The organism is Paenibacillus azoreducens (assembly GCF_021654775.1).
Classification (GTDB): domain Bacteria; phylum Bacillota; class Bacilli; order Paenibacillales; family Paenibacillaceae; genus Paenibacillus_AQ; species Paenibacillus_AQ azoreducens.
In genome coordinates, this window is record NZ_AP025343.1 from 7,019,442 (window position 1) to 7,036,397 (window position 16,956).

The 16,956-nt window shown below is 41.0% G+C and carries 15 protein-coding genes; 3 read left to right on the forward strand and 12 right to left on the reverse strand.

All coding sequences use genetic code 11. The features are described from left to right. Window positions 1-20: 20 nt before the first annotated feature. Window positions 21-668: a TetR/AcrR family transcriptional regulator gene (locus L6442_RS31420; RefSeq protein WP_212979871.1), complete on the reverse strand. Its 648-nt coding sequence runs from the start codon at window positions 666-668 to the stop codon at window positions 21-23. 406 nt (window positions 669-1,074) lie between these two features. Beyond that, window positions 1,075-2,769 (reverse strand): methyl-accepting chemotaxis protein, encoded by a 1,695-nt coding sequence (locus L6442_RS31425; RefSeq protein ID WP_212979872.1) that lies wholly within the window; start codon window positions 2,767-2,769, stop codon window positions 1,075-1,077. Between the two features lie 427 nt (window positions 2,770-3,196). On the opposite strand from L6442_RS31425, the gene L6442_RS31430 reads away from it, so the two are divergent. Then, window positions 3,197-3,592, forward strand: a complete 396-nt coding sequence (locus tag L6442_RS31430; protein ID WP_194231828.1) for a VOC family protein — start codon at window positions 3,197-3,199, stop codon at window positions 3,590-3,592. A 298-nt stretch (window positions 3,593-3,890) separates the two neighbouring features. Here the strand turns inward: L6442_RS31430 and L6442_RS31435 are convergent, their stop codons facing one another. Beyond that, on the reverse strand, window positions 3,891-4,478 hold the full coding sequence (locus L6442_RS31435) for a dihydrofolate reductase family protein (RefSeq protein ID WP_212979873.1): 588 nt from the start codon (window positions 4,476-4,478) through the stop codon (window positions 3,891-3,893). Between the two features lie 484 nt (window positions 4,479-4,962). Here L6442_RS31435 and L6442_RS31440 point away from each other — a divergent pair, with 484 nt between their 5' ends. Further along, window positions 4,963-6,186 (forward strand): SEC-C metal-binding domain-containing protein, encoded by a 1,224-nt coding sequence (locus L6442_RS31440; RefSeq protein ID WP_237100143.1) that lies wholly within the window; start codon window positions 4,963-4,965, stop codon window positions 6,184-6,186. A gap of 135 nt (window positions 6,187-6,321) precedes the next feature. Here L6442_RS31440 and L6442_RS31445 read toward each other — a convergent pair whose 3' ends face one another. From L6442_RS31445 to L6442_RS31485, 9 genes are all read right to left on the reverse strand, one after another. Continuing rightward, window positions 6,322-7,074: an RQC-minor-1 family DNA-binding protein gene (locus L6442_RS31445; RefSeq protein ID WP_212979874.1), complete on the reverse strand. Its 753-nt coding sequence runs from the start codon at window positions 7,072-7,074 to the stop codon at window positions 6,322-6,324. A gap of 202 nt (window positions 7,075-7,276) precedes the next feature. Further along, window positions 7,277-8,068, reverse strand: coding sequence for a sensor domain-containing protein (locus L6442_RS31450; protein ID WP_212979875.1), 792 nt, complete (start codon window positions 8,066-8,068; stop codon window positions 7,277-7,279). A 463-nt stretch (window positions 8,069-8,531) separates the two neighbouring features. Beyond that, entirely contained in the window at window positions 8,532-9,008 is a 477-nt protein-coding gene (locus L6442_RS31455) for a DUF3995 domain-containing protein (RefSeq protein ID WP_373871835.1), read from the reverse strand. A 49-nt stretch (window positions 9,009-9,057) separates the two neighbouring features. Beyond that, entirely contained in the window at window positions 9,058-9,960 is a 903-nt protein-coding gene (locus L6442_RS31460) for a HAMP domain-containing sensor histidine kinase (RefSeq protein ID WP_212979877.1), read from the reverse strand. A 113-nt stretch (window positions 9,961-10,073) separates the two neighbouring features. After that, complete coding sequence (locus L6442_RS31465; protein ID WP_212979878.1) at window positions 10,074-10,748, reverse strand: response regulator transcription factor; 675 nt, start codon at window positions 10,746-10,748, stop codon at window positions 10,074-10,076. Between the two features lie 532 nt (window positions 10,749-11,280). Then, a complete protein-coding gene (locus L6442_RS31470; RefSeq protein ID WP_237100144.1) occupies window positions 11,281-11,814 on the reverse strand; it encodes an AAA family ATPase in 534 nt (177 codons plus the stop codon). 316 nt (window positions 11,815-12,130) lie between these two features. Beyond that, window positions 12,131-12,595 carry a hypothetical protein gene (locus L6442_RS31475; protein ID WP_212979879.1) on the reverse strand — a complete coding sequence of 155 codons (465 nt, stop codon included), beginning with the start codon at window positions 12,593-12,595 and terminating at the stop codon, window positions 12,131-12,133. Between the two features lie 633 nt (window positions 12,596-13,228). Further along, complete coding sequence (locus tag L6442_RS31480) at window positions 13,229-14,476, reverse strand: nucleotidyltransferase family protein (protein WP_212979880.1); 1,248 nt, start codon at window positions 14,474-14,476, stop codon at window positions 13,229-13,231. Between the two features lie 329 nt (window positions 14,477-14,805). Next, entirely contained in the window at window positions 14,806-15,648 is an 843-nt protein-coding gene (locus tag L6442_RS31485) for a hypothetical protein (RefSeq protein WP_212979881.1), read from the reverse strand. Window positions 15,649-16,274: 626 nt separating this feature from the next. On the opposite strand from L6442_RS31485, the gene L6442_RS31490 reads away from it, so the two are divergent. Next, complete coding sequence (locus tag L6442_RS31490) at window positions 16,275-16,874, forward strand: TetR/AcrR family transcriptional regulator (protein ID WP_212979882.1); 600 nt, start codon at window positions 16,275-16,277, stop codon at window positions 16,872-16,874. The last annotated feature ends 82 nt before the right edge of the window (window positions 16,875-16,956 follow it).

The following is a 16,956-nucleotide window of genomic DNA, read 5'->3' on the forward strand; positions in this document are numbered from 1 at the left end:
TTCGAGCTTTTTCCCCCGAACTATTCATCGACTCCCCTATTACCGTTGCCAAACACCTTCATGATGTGCATCAAGCTCCCGCTTTCGGCTCCAAGCAGCCTTTCGATGTTGAAGACAAATGCCTGTATGCGTAAAACACGCTCTTCATTCGTCATTTGAACCATATCGTCATCAAAAACGGTATTCGCATAAATCACAACCATTTCCATGCATTCATATGGGAACGGCGTGTTGAACAATCCCTGCTCTAAGCCCTCACGGATGATTCCCGTCAGGATCGGCGTAACGCCATTGATGATGACCTTTTGTATTTTCTGATGCATAAGCGCGTTCTGAGGTTTGTGAATGTGATCCATAATTTCATTGCTGCTTCCGCCGCTTATATTCAGTGCCATAACAACGTGGATAATCCGCTCGACTACGGGGATGCTCTTGTCTGCGGCAATTTCCTCCGCCGCACCTAAAAGTCGAACATTATACCGCTCTATTAGCGCGTCCATAATATCCTCCTTCGACTTGAAGTGATGATACAATGTTCCCCGTGCAATTCCGACCTTTTCGAGAATATCGTTTGTACTTGTGCCGTCAAAACCCTTCTGGCTGAAAAGCTCATCCGCCGCATCAAGTACTTCATTCCTGCGTTCCTCCGCTTTTTTTACGACTCTCATTTTTATGCCCTCCTTTAAACGACCGACTGCCTGTCTATTAAATGGTAGCATGTTATTTTTTGATGTCAACAATGTTCTAAACGTCGCCAATAAAATGCACATTACAAACACCAATAAAATAACCCCACAAAGAGTATCGGAAAGAAGTAAGGGCGCCCTTCAAAGAGAGGCGCTTTTGCGGAGCAAAAGTACTGAGTGAAGCCTATGCTTCGCTGCTTATTCCAAATACTTTGCGGGGACCCCGGAAGTTTATACTCGATATGTTAAAAAAAGCCCGGACCGCATGAGGTCGAGCTTTCATGATGGAGGCGATCCATGGCTGTACAAAACCACAATTCCCCGCTGCGTGTTATTGAGATTGTTTCAGAAGGTGCATGGGTACCGTATGGCACACGTTCTATTCATTTTATACTTTAAACTTCATCACGAGAGCTTCCAAGCTTCGGGAATCTTTGCTAAGCAAGTCCGTAAGTGAAGCTACCTCCTGAACCAAGGAGCTTTGCTTTGCAGTCATATCGTTCACTGCTTTAACTCCGGTAAGCGATTCTTCAGCTATAGTTGCCATTTCGGTAACAGATGCTGCAATTTCTTCAGAGCCTGCCGCCATTTGTTCGCTAACAGCGGAAACCTCCTGAACTTGCCAGGCCACTTTCTGAGTGGATTTCAAAATGTTTTCAAATGATTCAATCGCTTCTTCCATCTTCTTTTGCCCCGTCAATACTTCATTCGTCACTTGCTGCATCGCATGTTCAGTTTCTTGAGAATCTTTCATAATATCTTGCAGCAATCCGAATATTTGCCCTGCTGAGGCAGAGGAATGCTCCGCCAGTTTCCGGATTTCGCCGGCCACTACAGAAAAACCTCTTCCATGTTCGCCTGCTCTTGCCGCTTCAATGGAAGCATTTAACGAAAGCAAATTCGTTTGATTCGATATTTCCGTGATGGCACTAACAATTTTCTCAATATGAGAAGAGCGATCTTTCAAATTGGATACGATTTCTACCGTTGAACTTACAGAATCGCTAATTTGGGCCATCTGCTTGCTAACTTGCTGTATAAAGTTAACACCGCTTGCTGCCTCTTTCTCCGTCTCAGTTGCGACATTAGCAAGATCCTCCGCGGATACGGCGATACGCTGCACACCTACAGACATTTCATTGATCGCATGCGAAGCATCCATCGTGCTCTGCACTGATGTTGTCGCCCCTTGCTCGATACTGGTTCCCTGTCTCGTAATTTCCTCTGTCGTACTTGCAGTTTCCTTCGTATTTTCAACCAATTTACTGGATGAACTCAATACACTGCGGGAGGCATGACGGACATCTTTTATAATGGATTGCAGGGTCTCCAACATAGCATTTAAGGAGTTCGAGATTTCTCCAATCTCATCCTTGCCGGAGTAATCCAGTCGTCCCGTTAGATCACCCCCGCTCAGCGCAATTTCGGCGATCTTTTCATTGACTAACTTAAGCGGTTTCAACTTCACAAAAATTATAATAAATATTGCAAGTAATGCCCCAAATGTAATTATAAGCAAAAGAACAGTTATCGTAAGCATCAGGCTTGCTTTTTGCTTTGCGGCGTTTGCTTCATTTTCCGCTCTAGCATTCATCTTCTGTTGAAATTGCTGCAGCGGCTTCGTAATGGTCTTTTTCATAGCATCGTAATTGCTGTCAAACATGAGTTCCCGGGCTTTGGTAAAATCTTTGTCCGCCACAGCTTTCATTGCCGCATTTTCTGTCTTGACAAGAGTATCCGAAATTTGTTTTGACTGTGATATAAGATCCAGCTCTTCTTTAGGCGCACCCAATGCAGTTAATCTCTCTACTACATGATCTCTCGTTTTAGTCTCGTTTACTTCCTTCCAGTAGTTGTCATAGTGGACTTTATCTCCGAACTGCACGAAAGCTCTTGCTTCGTTAGTTAAATAGTCCGAGGAGTTGGCTAAATCGATTCCTAATTGCTTGAATTCCGCTTGCCTTTTTACTGTGGTGCGTTCCTGCGCTACGCTCTTTTGAAGGCTATAGACACTAACTCCGTTCAGAACCGTCAGAAAAATAAAAGCTCCACTCATCGCTTTAAGCCAGGTAGAAATCTTCATTATAAGCCCCACTCCTTTATTATTAAATAACCCCACAAAGTGGAGCCTATGCTTCGATGCTTATTCCAAATACTTTGCGGGGACCCCCAAAAAAACTTATAAATTCTATACTGCTAAAAAAGCCCTTATTAGATTTTATCGGTCGACCTTATTCGACAAAAAATAGGTCTTTATATCTATTTTAAAAGATATGGCTGTTAATCCCATTTGAAACTTTAGTATCAAATACGTAGGTTTATGTACTTTTGAAGCTAATAAATATATGCCTCTTAGAACGTTACTGATTTTCTATGTGAATCCTTGGTAACGGCCCCTTTTATGAAAAAATGAATAAATTTTTAAATAATTACAATAATGAAGAAGGAGAATCAAAACGAATACATAATAAAAGATTTAAGAAAGCCAAAACATAGGAGGTTTTTTTATCATGGGCAGAATGGTTCATTTCGAAATTCATGTAAATGATATGGAACGTGCTAAGAAATTTTATGGTGAGGTATTTGGATGGACATTTGAGGATTGGAGCGATTATGCTGGAATGCCCTATTTCGGAGCTGTGACGGGCGATGCAAATGAACTGGGAATTAACGGGGCTTTGATGCAACGTCAAGGCGCTGCCCCAGAATCAGGTCAGGCCTTGAATGGCTATGCATGTACAATGGGAGTGGAAGACTACGATTCTACTGAAACCAAAATTCTTAATCTTGGAGGCAAGCTCGCATTGCCAAAGTACGCATTGCCTGGAATGGCATGGCAAGGGTATTATATTGACACTGAGGGGAATACTTTTGGTATTCACCAGCCGGATAAGAATGCAAAATAGGATTATTTATGTGTAAAGAAAAACCCGACCGCTTGAGCAATGTCATTAAGATAAGGCGTGGGGCCAAAAATCAAGGACGAGAGCAGGTTATCGAAAAGATAGCCCGCTCTTTTTTTGTATAAAAATGAGAAATAGAACTTGACAAGCAGTTGGAAATGTGTGGCGCAGCCCCTTGGAAAAACGAGGAGGCTACTCCAACGAATGAGTGTGCGAATGCGCTAAAACAAACGCTGACGGTCCATTCACATTATCAATCGGGTAACTGTTTGTGTTGACAGTAATGATCTGCCGGGTTGAGCTAAGCTTTAGCGGGTCTGTAGGTTACCAAGAGGGAACCAACCTTAAGTGTTTTGACGTCCACGAGATGGAATTCCTTCTGCTCATTAAGATTGTCAAACAAATGCTCACCTACGTTGACCACAACCGGGTGCATGACTATCTGATATTCGTCAATAAGATTTGCGTTTGCAAGTGACCGCACGAGCGTTGGGCTACCGAAAATAACAATGTCGCCACCGTCACCATTTTTTAGGTCCTTAATTTGCTCTTCTATATTACTGCCGGTCAATGGTTTTGGAGCTTCAAATTCTCCCCATTTTAGATTTTCGTGTGGGCGGGCGCTTGTTACAACGAGTTTGTGGGCGTTGTTTATCTTATCACCCAGGCTTGAACCTCGAGTATTCGGCCACTTTCTAGAGAGGTCTTCGTAGGTTCCACGGCCAAGCAAAATGGTATCCGCTGTCTCGAAAATTTTTAATAGATACTGAGAACCTTCCTCAATCCCGGCGCTATTTCTCCAGACCGCCCAGTTGGTTTTGTCCTCGCTTGGATCGCCAGTGACAACTCCATTAATTGAACTGTGAATGAAGAGAATGATTTTACGCATAAACTATCATCCTTTCTATCTTTGATAATCGTAATTTTGCTTCTCATTTATTTAGACGAAATTAGATTACGATATTCATCGGTGTATTTGTGCAGGAAGCCCAAATCGGGAAAATAATTTTGTATTAATGAAATTTTGGACGTGGTATATGTGCTTGTCCTTGTTAACTCAGGCTTTAAGTTCTCAAATAACTGAAGCTCTAATGCTGTTTCGTTCATCTTGGCCTCCTTTTGACGGGCGAAACACCCTTTTCACACACGCCACAGAACCGATCGTCTCCATTTAATAAGCCACTTATTCGTCTTTAATAAAATGAGAAAGCACTACAACACCTCTTTCGATAAACCTGACAAAGGAAACCGTCCCTCTAAGCATCGGTATACAATAGCACGGAGAACAGGGCAATATCAGATTATTAATGTTTCCCTTCCTCTAATAATGCTATATTTAAGTTAAAAGCGAAATTAATGTGAAGGATGATATCATGTTAGAACCAACACAAGTAAAATCGTTTATACTACATCCCGATAAGTTAATAAGCAATGCTGCAGTTGAATATTTTTCAGAAGGATGTCTTTATGATCAAGAGTTGATGCCTCTTCTTATCGAGCGAATGCAGAACACTAAATCATTGGAGCAACTGCATCTTTTTTATGCGGAAAAATTCCCTCAAACGAACATGACGCTTGAAGCACTATTCAATTTCCTAGAAAACTCCACTCTGCATATCAACACGAAATTTCAAATCTTTAAAATCATATCTAACAGTGATCTTCAGCTTCTCGAAGCATTTCAGCACAAACTAAACCTGCTTCCTACAGGATATCAAGAACAGATTGAGCATCGGTTTCAGCTATCTTCGATGACCACATCTACTTTGTGGGACCAACTTCGAGAATTATGTCTAGACGCAACAGGGAAATATGTTAATGAGTTTAACTATGGGTACGGAATCCTGATCATTCAAGAGATGTCAAAGCGGTCTGACTTGGATCCCGCAGAAATATTAAGCATCTTGAATCCTGCGAATGAAAGTTATGAGCTGGAGTATGGAATACTGTTGGCAGGCGAGAAAAAGCTGCACGAAGCAATTCCAGCTCTGGTCAACCTTTTAGGACATGAGGGGGATCTAGTAACCGAAAATGCTGTAACCGCGTTAGTTCGTATTGGTTCCTCCGATGTGGTAAGTGAGATTGTCTGTAGGTTCCCTAAGGAGAGTTGGGATTTTCGTCTGTTTGCCAGCGATGTACTCGGCCGCTTGAAACAGCCTGAATCGGAAAAGGTAATTCTAGACCTGTTACCTGTAGAACAAGATCCAACTGTCGCCACTTCGTTGGCTTATGGACTTTGTACATTGCTATCAGTTGAGGGCATCCCATTAGTTTCACACCAAATTGGACAAGGATATGATAGACTGGTTGACCTAGAAGAATCTCTATATGTCAACTGCATCATGAATAATGTTCACTTACCCGAACTGGAAAGATATAAACATAAAATAGAGCAAAAAGAAAGAGAACAAGAACTTCTTGCCCGTAAGCAGGAAAATGCCAAACTGGGAAGGAAATTACAAGGGGTAAATCCAACTAATACTAATCGATTTGGTCTACCGTCCAACGTCCCGTATGTAGCTCCGGAAAAGGTCGGTAGAAATGACCCCTGTCCCTGCGGAAGTGGTAAAAAATACAAAAAATGCTGCGGTGCATAGAGTAGCATCGATCCCTTTTAGATCTGCACGTTTATTCATCAAATGAGATTCACAAATCAAAAAGACACCTGACATGTGTCTTTTTGATTTGACTATATGAAGGTGTAGTTTGAGCATTCAAGCTTAAATGAGATGCTATCGATGCAGAAGATGACCTTCCATGCAGTTTATACACTCGTTCGGAAAGCGTAAACCTTCACTCGTGTAATATTCAAGATTCGTCTCGTCAAATATAAAAAATCCTCCACATGACTGACACGCCAGAAAAATCGGGTCTTGTGAGCGAATGATCAGCGATTGAGCCCGCTCGGACAATAACTGCTTCCATTTTTCATCATCCATATCATCGCTCTGTTTCAGGGCTTGAATGACATTACGAATTTCAGCCTGCACTTTTTTAAAATCGATACGTTCCCATAAAGTCAAAAATGGAATATACTTTTTATCCCTGGAACATAAAATTTTGTACAAGAACAAAAATATCATGCCCCTATTCCGTTCTTTCAAGTACTCCATGTTAAGCGGCGTTACGTTATTTTCCAGCCAGCGATCCCATTCTTGTACGAACTCTTCAGCTCGCCTTTCTCTCTCGATCGCCCATCCTCGCGGAGTAAATATAATTGTGGGAAGTTTACCATTGAGCTCCGTTTCCAGAAAACCTGTTCGAATCATGTGATCCACTTTATCCATAATCTGTTCCAATGTAAGGTCTTTATAATAACCATAAGAAGGGTTTCGATCTAAGCCAAGCTCTAGCAGCTTTCGTTCCTTTGAACCTTTCAAAATTTTTGAAAGAAGCGTCCTTCCGCCTTCGGCAATGATATCGTCCGCAGCTCGCAGAATAGCCCTTAGTTCAGGATCTGGCAATGGTTTAATGCGTTTTTTCATTAGGCCCTCCACCTCCACGCTCCGGCCTTTCGATAACTAACCAGTACTCATCCGTATAAAAATGTGGGTCCTGGGTCTGATGAGGGAGCGTATTGTCAAGGCTGTACTTGACACTTTTCTTTTATTCTTCCCCAATAACCCCCTCCCACATCCACTATGTATTTAAGTCCTTATTATTTAGTGGATATTAAAAAGAGAGCTTCTAAAGCTCTCTGTAGGCTGACTGTATCATCCCTTGAGTGGGTTGATCCTCTTGATAGTCATAATATTGCGACTGAACCGTCTCATGTATTTGTGGTTCCACTGGCACTGACGGCTGCTGATATGGCTCATCCACATACATGATTCTACGCTGAATTTGCATGAGCCCATTCACGACGCGAAGCGCGCCCCAAAAAAGTACAAGGCCAACTCCTACATACAGCAGATATTGCTGATTATAAGTCCAATCTATATGAAAATAACTAAACAAGCTATTCTCTAAAATATCGAGCTGTATTTCATTCATCAAAATGATATGCACGACTGGAAGAGCAATAAGTCCTAGTCCTAGTGAAATCGCCGTGACCATAATAGCAAAAAATACAATGCCTGTTACAAATCTTAGGAATACGAGCAGCAGGTTTCGAATGAATAGCCCCCCGTCAAAACCTTTCATCATTCGCTTCAACCAGTTCTGCCCAGCTTCAGACTGTCGATTTTGCGTATACGAAACAGGAGGAGTAGGTAAACCTAAAATTTGTCTAATCATGTTTTGTTCAAAATTCACAATCCCATTCAACAGCTTAGCTACTCCAAAAAACAGCGGTATTCCGATAAATATTGGAGTTAAACCGATTGATAGTGCAAGTCCCGTTACTGCTACTGTAAAATAGATAATCCCTAACGGGAGAGATAGCAGTAAATAGAGGATCGTTGCATAGGTTTTTGGATTAAACAGCACCCAATTCACCTTACCTGCCCGCTCCGTTGCAGTCCCTTCTATTGCCTTCATATCCAAACACTCCTTTGTTTCATAAGTCACGCTCCGAGTTATAAATCCATTATATCCGCCTTACTCGCCTGACATAACCGTCTTAAGGGGGGATCTGAAACTAGACTTTAGGCTAGGACGACCGGTCCTGACCAATTAATGAGTATTGATCATCGCGAGTAGTGGAAGTGTACTTTTCCCAGCTCCGTTGGTTCCGGCAAAAGCCGTCATGATTGGTTTTCAATTAATCATGGAATTCTAATTCCTGCAATCAACAACACTCCGTACAAACTCAGTCATAGCAAGGCATTCTAACCGCAATGTACCCTGCAACAAACCCGTAAAATGCAGTGAGGCCACCTTTTAAGGTGGTCTCACTGATATTACATATGGAGGCGAACCATAGATTAGTAAATCCACAATCCGCCGATAGACTATTCGTAAGAGACAGCTGATGTTCATTCCGTTCAATGCGTCATACGCTCTACCTGCGGGATTCGATGATCGCTGCAAATCCGAGCGAAATTCCCCAACAAAGGAATAAAAAGTACCAAAAGTATCCCCATACCGCCATTGGGTGTGCATCCATTGCAGTAAATGCGGGAGCCGGCACGACACGTCCGATCGCGTACAGAAACTGCATTACAAAGAAGGCAAAGCCCCATACGGACAACAGAATACATCCTATCCACGCGAGGATGAGCTTCAACCTCCTTGGCAGTTTGTCACCCCATGGATAAACGAACGACAAGCCATACAGGGAAGCGATAACGGCTGCCGTCCCCAAAAACCAATAACTGAATAATTGTGACGCTATGTCATCTGGCGCTGCCGTAAAATCTTCCGGGTAACCAAACGATATCCCGAGTCCCCACCAGTAGTGCGGAAGAGCATATAACAAACCGCATATGCATGCGATATACCCTGCCCAATTTCTTTTCTTGATATTCAATCTTATCACCTCATAGCCATACTACCACCCGTAGGTTGGCATTCAGGTGACCTCAAATTTAAGTTTTGTTTAATTTCAACGAGGGTGCGCTGATATATACGGTTGTCCCGGTGTTCCTGGAGTCAATCTTCCACTGCAGCTTCATTTCCTTTAGCATGAGAGCTACAATGGATAGACCGATCCCCGCTCCTTTCGCATCCGAACTTTGAGTCATGCCAGGACCATGATCATGTATCGCGACAACCGCATCGCCATCTAATTCACGGTAATCAATGCCGATATACCGCCCAGATTTGGCGTGCCGAATCACATTTTGAAACAGATTTTCAATGATCATGCGAAACCAGAATGGGTCAATGCACCATATGACTGATTCCTCCGGCAGCTCGATTTGAATATCAAAACCTTCTGCTTCAAAGACCGGATACCATTCCGCAGCCGCATCGCGAAGCTCGTCCAGAATGTCAGTATCCTTCAATTCCATCGGATACTTGCCTGCCGATAATAAAGTATAAGAAAGCAAATTATCCATGAGCTTGCCGATATCATCTAGTTTCCTATTGATGACATTGAACGAATCGTGAGATGGATCAGAAGATGCGCTATGGAGTGTATGCACATGCTGCCTGATCACCGTCAACGGTGTCCGCAGATCATGCGACAAGTTGGCAATCAGCTGTTTTCGCAGTTCCCCCTCCTGCTTCTCGTTTTCTCTCATCATCTTCAACTGACTGCTCATTGTATTAAAAGATTGTTCAAGCCGACCGATCTCGTCATTACTGCCGGAGATTACACTGTTTGGAATGCCGTCCTCTCCTTTCACGGTCATAGCCACTTCTAACCGAACCAGCCGACGGCGAATGCGATAGAAAAATAAAAAAGAAATCACCAAAAACAATGTAAACACCACGACCATAAAGGTAATCAGAGCGACATTTTGATGGGGTGGAAGATCACTCATGCGAATATCGGAAATAAAACTCGGCAAATAAAATAGAACAGGTGCAAGAGGAAACAGAATTAACGCCGCGCAAATAAGGAACATATACCGAATAAGCAGAGATGTCCCCTTCCTCATAACTTGACCCGATAGCCGACGCCGCGTATGGTTTCGATAATAACCGGATTTCCGGGATCGATCTCTATCTTTTCTCGCAGGTGGCGGATATGTACCATTAGGGTTTTATCTCCTTCAAAATAAGGTTCTCCCCAGACAGACTCAAACAGTCTTTTCTTGGTAAGAATGCGGTTGGCATTACGGAACAGCTCCATGAAAATGTGATATTGCTTGCCAGTCAGCACGATGTCTTCTCCAGTATGAGCATTTGTCATGCGGTTGCTCGCTTTGTCGATGATCATATGCCCCAGTTGGACCTGGTCCGCCTGGATGTCACCCTTTCGGCGCAGTAAAATTTTGATCCGCGCGCACAGCTCGTCGGGATGAAAAGGCTTGGTCATATAGTCATCGGCAAATGCCAGTCCCTGAAGCTTGTCCTCGATGGATGTTCTCGCCGTCAGCATCATGATCGGGATACTGGGGTGCCTTTTCCTTATGCGATTCCCCACTGAGTACCCGTCCAATCCGGTAAGCATAACGTCTAAAATCACAAGGTCAACCTGCAGCATATCTTCTGTCAGCTCATTCGCTGATTTCAGCCATTTCACTGCGTATCCGTTACCGGATAAATAATCTGCAAGCCAAGAACCAATCTCATCGTCATCTTCGATGTACAGGATCTTTGGTGTCATAAGACTCCCCTTTCTAAGCATATAAAGCTCGTGTTGCATTGAATTTGTGTTTTATCGAGAATTCAGTTTTTTCCCCTTCCAAATGCATCGCTATCTAAACGCCATTGAAACTTAGTTTTTCGGTCTTTAGGCTCAATTCCCCTAATTTTACTTTCTCGGCTTGCCAAAAGTTAAGGTTCTCCATTTTCAATGGTTTCTAACTATATTTTACCATGTTTTAAAACGATATATTTTAAATTGCCTTTCTAAGTGAAGTGAACACTATTGCCCGTCAGATCAGTAAAGGATTCCGAACGGACAGCTTTAATGAAGGATCAATTAACTTATGCAATAAGCAAAAAATACACCAAGCAGGTGTATTTTTACATGTTTTTTGTTCAGGCGATTCGTGGCTAAGCAAAACCACATTTCCCTTCAATCGATAGCGCCGCATTGAAGACAAAGGCGATAAATCCTTCATTCGCGAAAACAAGAATCTTGTCTTTCATTAATCGGCGGCCTAAGTCCCGATCTGAAGGATGGTGTTGATATGCTATACAATTACTTTTCGTCCACTTGGACGGTGAACGCCATGACCATTGTGTTCTTCATTTATTTTACCAGCAGGCACTGCCCTTTCTTTTCCCCAAGTACGTATCGTCTCAATCTGTTCTGGGCTTGTTTGTGATAACGGCACAACATTTGTAAAGAAGTTTATAAAAGTTTCATCTGTAATTGAATTGTCCCCTTTTACGTATGCTTGCTTCACAACATCTCGAACAGCAGCTTCCAAATCCGCACCGGCAAACCCCTCTGAAACCCTTACCAAATGTTGCAATAAATCATTTGATATTGTTCTCTTCAATCCTTTTTCAATATAAATCTTTATAATCTCTTCGCGTTCACTCGCAGTTGGCAGATCCACAAAAAATAGCTCATCGAAACGTCCTCTGCGCAGCAGTTCCGGAGGCAGCTTGGATACATCATTTGCAGTTGCAACAACGAAGACTCTAGCAAGGCTTTCCTGTAACCAATAAAGGAATTGGCCAACAAGGCGAATGGATGTGCCTCCATCTCCTCCGCCCACTTGCTGTTACCTCATGGACAACATAAATGAATTTTATTATAACGCTGCACTCGTAGCGTGAGAAAAAATAAACACCTTCAAGAGAATGCCAACCATATCGTAAGATATGGAGACAACCTTGGAGGTGTTTTTATGTTGGCAACAGGAGCTAGCTACCCGGCATTTGCCGCCATCGTATCTGTAAAACCAAAACCTTCCGTTCCTAAAGCGCTTTAAAATAAATAGGCTCTTTTCCAAAGTGAAAACAAATCTACCATAAGTTGCGGGTTTTGCTCAGTTTTCGAACTGTCGTTTCCCATAGTGAAGCAAATTCATTTTATTCGCTAAACTTTATAGTTTCTTCCACTCGTTTTCCTTCGTGTGATATCCATTCTATTACCCCGTATAGTTTATCTTTATTTATAAAGGTAATTTTTTCGCCTTCGTTATTCATTGGCACTTTTAATTCCGCTTTACCTGTATCTTGTTTATTGAAATTTCTTCCCGAACTTACGATTTTCATTTCTTGTAGAACAATTTCTTTATCATCAATTACTGCAACCATCTTAAACGAAATATGATCAGTTATTTTTTCATCCAATTTATAATGTAATTCACCATCTCCAGCAAAAAGTGTATCCCCTTCAATTTTCAATTTATATCCTTGCAGTTGCCAATGCTCGCTTTCACCATTTAATGTTGAAAGTTGGGTTACTTTATCGGAAGATGTTTTTTCAGAAAAACAGCCTGTAAAAAATAACAATAACAACGACATGATAACTAATAATTTTGACCCTTTCAAACAAAACGCTCCCTTTCAAATTTTTCAGTTCTCTCATCGGTTTCATTTAACTTTGATTTTTCTTGTGATATATTTTTACTGCAGAATCAAATCTCAAGGATCTTCTAGCCAGAATCCCCCAATGACTTACGGCGTAGAACTGAGTACGGCTTCGCGCCCAGTGCTGATCCGGAGTTAGGCCAGCGTCGGATCTATCCAAGATCAACAAACTCGCGAGTAATGACAATTATGCACGACATTCTATTAAAAGACGAATTGAAGTCGATTGCCAAGGGCGCCCGCTACTGAGGTATCCTAGAGATTAAGTCTCCTCGTGACCGCCCAAAGGTTTGTAATTGCAGCCCCTGCTTCTTCACTCAATAAATTTCCAAATATTATTTTTTATGAATATAAAATCCATCCTTTCCCTGTCTATATTATATACCTGATAAAAGGAAAATTACTACCAATGATGTCTTCTGAAATAACGAAACCACATCATAACATTTCCTTGAATATAGAAAAAAGACTGCTATCCGATTGATTCGAAAAGCAGCCTTTCTAATGACTACATAAATGGAGGCATGGGGAGTCGAACCCCTGTCCGAAGACAACGCCACATAAGCTTCTACGGGTGTAGTGACAGTTTTGATGTCACCCGAGATTCGTTTTGCTTACATCAATACCAATTTTATGAATAAACAAACTGTTCTGTCTGACTGTGTACGTCTCTTTAAACTCTCCGAATTTATAATTATATTCCTCATTCGAGACAATCTTAATATTCTCAATAGTAATACAACCCACCTCCCTTCTATTGTTAACAAATTTTCTTAAATCATTTACGTCGCTAAATCCATTAGTTATTCTTTCGTTTGGTTCTAGTTCATTCTCAGTAATAATATCTGTTAGCGATTTTATCCCTGCATATTTTATAACACCAACAATTTTTTCAGTGGCATTTTTATATCCAACTACAAAATAGTCTCCTGATTGTGGCTTAGCATTTGGAGCTAGTTTCTCAAAAGGCCAGTAACCATTTGGCCACATAAATGTAGCACCTATTACTCTACTCAAATCTGAAACTACTTGATCAAACCAATTACTATTACCTGTTAGTAAATATTGCTGTACTACCTTTAAGTCACGAACTTTTAGCTTACTATCAAAACCTTCATTCACTTCCTCTACAGGGTTAATTGGCTCCTCATTTTGTGTTTCTTTAACCTGTGTTCTGTAGTCGTTATATGTTCTAAAAATAGAATCAGCCAATCTAGTTCCTGTAGATACCAGTTTAGAAAGCACCCGAATTTGTTCCTTACATGCAACGCTATCAATTGATTGTGGATAATTAATTGAATGATCGATTTCTCCCCAGATTTCTTCAAAAAGCGTACGAACTTGAATTTCACAAATAATAGAGGTATCAACCTTTTGTTTTACTAGATAATGAATACTCGTATAATAACTCTCCTTTTGTTCACATCGTATACCTAAACCACTGAAAAAATTAACAGTTTCTGGATCCCAGGTATATGCTTTCGGGGATTCCACAAAATACCAATCTCGTGAGCTAACCTTATTCATTATTTTTTCATGTATAATTGGAAACTGATCCTGATACAAATGGAGTATACGTAAACCAGCCAAGTCGGTTACTCTACTAAATAAATTATTAGCATTAATAGGATTATCAGTAGAACTTTTTCGATTGACTTTTTCGGCTAAGTGCTCCTCATCTTTTAAACGATACTTTATAGAATGAATAACTGACTGCTTCGTATCATTAATTGGAGGATCCAGTTCAAAAAAATCACGTATTGAGTTCAAAAAAAGTTGAAATTGTTTTTTTTCTCTTCGATACAAATCTATACATTCTATAATAAGCTGATCTTTATTCATTAGTGAGACACCCCTCTATTTAAACTATGTCTATAGTACTTATTCTACAACAATAGACAAAAAACCTTCAGCTCGTCCATTTAGTTCCAATAAGCTAGTTTATTTAAGTTTGTTGAATTCACTGATTACCTTATTTCTAACTTGATAAAACAGATATAGTTGAAATTGAAACCTACTTCTTGCATGTATATTAATTCATGATAATAGCTTGAATTACTCTACTATAAATGTTAGATATACAAAAAAACAGTGAGCATACCTTTATCAGGCATGCTCACTGTTTTTTATGGAGGCGAACCGTATCTGAGTAAAACCACAGTTTGCCGTGATTACCATTCCCCTTCCCCATTCTTTAAACACATGCACACTTTGTTGGAAAATTTATCTCCCATATATTTAGCTAAAATGATCCTTTCTTCAATCGATATTCGGTTATAATCCAAAAATTCCAAAAACATTTTATAATCCTTCATTTCAATTTTGGGGAGTGAAGATCCCTTTTGCAATCTGAATAGTTTCTGGAGTTTATTCCAAAGCTTTTGTGCACCTTTCTTTTCAAAGCTTATTTTTTCCTCTTCTTCCATCCATCTTACCAATTGATGGTGATATTTTTTAGTCGCTTCATTTTTACCACGAGCAATCATCATTTTGAAACTAAGCGGCTTCACACGCTCAATAATTTCGTAATGATACCAGAATGGCTCTTCAAAAAGTTCATAATCCGTGACCGTTTGTATGATGTCATTTTTTTCTGTTTCCGCTACATCATATCCTCTTTCCAACAACAACTGAACAAGTAGATTATCATCTGTTTCAGACAGAACCTCAATGTAACATTCAAAAACAAATTCTCTGATCAAATCTTCGTACTTTTCCTCAAACCGTTTATGGAAAAAACCGATACCACTTACATAGCTAGCTGTAGATTGACCTGTATATTCATTAAAAAAGTCTTCAACACTATAATAATCACCAATTGAAAATGATCCATTTGTCCGATTCAGCATGCCCGAATAATCCCATGGAGGATCGTATCTATGAGTGATTCCATATTTGGGCGCGAACATGAAGTCATATGCCAACTCTTCTGCTAAATTAGCCAATAATACTGAAAACTTTGCATCAACCCTGTTCCTTATTTGTTCCGAGATACTTTCCACTGAAAGTTTCAATATTCTAACCCCCCCCAACAAAAAAAACCATGCTTAATAAAAAATTAGGCACGGTTCTTCCATAGAAAATATATAGCTATATTTATGACTATACCATACGTAAGGCTCTCAAGGCTTATCTCTTATAATTATACTTGAAAATAATGTCACTTGATTATCTGTACCCAATTAGAACAGTCCTTCTGCATCCTCACGAACTCGTTTGTTATTCTTTATATAGTAAATGGATTCATCTGACTCTCTGGCTTGCTTGCCTCATGCATCACATTGGTCGCGGAAACCAAATGCTCATTATTACGCCATAAAATCTGTTGAGCAATCAAAATAATCAAATGCTGGTCTTCTTCCAGAGTTATAACATCTTTCTCATTATACTCGATTGATAGGATCGCTGTATCATATAACGCTAGCTTTTGATAGACGCTTCCCAACGAACCGTGGCTGTGCAAAACCACAATCCGCCGGAGTGCGATGAGTCAGATGTTCGGTATAAAAAATAGTGAACATTCAGTGAACATTCTAAGAATTTATGCTTCTGCCTCTTGTCAATTTTCACCATACTCCATATTCTATAATTAGAACAATCGTTCAAAAGAATATCCAAGTCCTTGAGAAAGGAGTGCACCTTGAGTAAACGACGTTACGACAGTGAACAAGCCATGCACGTCATTGCGGATCAAGCAGCCATACTGTTCGCCATGAAAGGCTATGCCGGTACTTCAATCGATGAGTTAGCACGTGCATCCGGCTACAGCAAAGGACATATTTATTACTACTTCAAGAATAAAGAAAATTTATTCTTGCACTTGGCCCTGAAAGGAATGGCCGATTGGGCCTACAAATGGGAACGTGCTTCTGCAAACAGCCAGACAGCGACCGAGAAGCTCTATAAGATGGGCGAACATGTCATGAACAACTACGAGACACCTCTTCTGAAGGCAGGCCAAGAGCTCGCGGCAGATCCCAACACTAAGCCTGAGACCGTACAGCAGCTATACGGGCTTGCCGTCACACCTCTGAAAGCCTACACCGATATTTTGCTGCTAGGCATTGCGAACGGAGAGTTTCCGCCTCTGGATGTAGAGCATTATGCGCTCCTCCTTGGCGCCTGGCTCGGCGGCCTGTGTTCCTTCATTAAAACCCTGCCTCAGGAACAGCTCGCGCATATGTTTCGGGATACGATTACGATCTTTCTGAGAGAAATTCAAAGAGACCCTCGTACATAATCAAGCCTAGGCCAAGTCACAACCAGCTCTGAATAAAGCGCTTCTCCTCACAGAGCTGTAGGCTAATTAGAACGATTGTTCA